This is a genomic window from Streptobacillus notomytis (assembly GCF_001902585.1).
GTDB classification, from domain to species: Bacteria; Fusobacteriota; Fusobacteriia; order Fusobacteriales; family Leptotrichiaceae; genus Streptobacillus; species Streptobacillus notomytis.
In genome coordinates this window covers 1-477 of sequence record NZ_LKKV01000138.1, presented here as the reverse complement: position 1 = coordinate 477, position 477 = coordinate 1, and the positions used below count along the sequence as shown (strand labels likewise).

The following is a 477-nucleotide window of genomic DNA, read 5'->3' as shown; positions in this document are numbered from 1 at the left end:
CCTCCTTTCTAAGGAGAATACAACATATTTAAATTGACTCTGGTTTGTTTGCTTTATTTATTCCTTTTTTATTATGTCTTTAAAGTTAAGGGCGTATAGCTCAGGTGGTTAGAGCACTGTGCTGATAACGCAGGGGTCGCTGGTTCGAGTCCAGCTATGCCCACCACGAAGAGAAGACACTATTGTTTTTATGGGGATATAGCTCAGCTGGGAGAGCGCCGCACTTGCACTGCGGAGGTCAGCGGTTCGAACCCGCTTATCTCCACCAATTTAAATAAAACATAGGACAATGACAAATGAATAGTAAATAAGGTAAAGAATTACAACTTTAAACAGAATGAAAGCAAGAAAGAAGTTAAACTGTAAGAAGAAAATAAAAAAAGATGATTAAAAAGCTAATTAAGGGCACATGGAGGATGCCTAGGTAGTAAAAGCCGAAGAAGGACGTGATAAGCTGCGAAAAGCTTAGGGGAGTTG

At 39.8% G+C, this 477-nt stretch carries 2 tRNA genes and 1 rRNA gene; all 3 read left to right on the top strand.

The annotated features are described in order from the left end of the window. Nucleotides 1-89 precede the first annotated feature (89 nt). Nucleotides 90-166 (top strand) — tRNA-Ile (locus BUE91_RS06775). Nucleotides 167-192: 26 nt separating this feature from the next. Next, a tRNA-Ala gene (locus BUE91_RS06770) sits at nucleotides 193-268 on the top strand. Nucleotides 269-389: 121 nt separating this feature from the next. Continuing rightward, a 23S ribosomal RNA gene (locus tag BUE91_RS06765) occupies nucleotides 390-477 on the top strand; the annotation flags it as partial.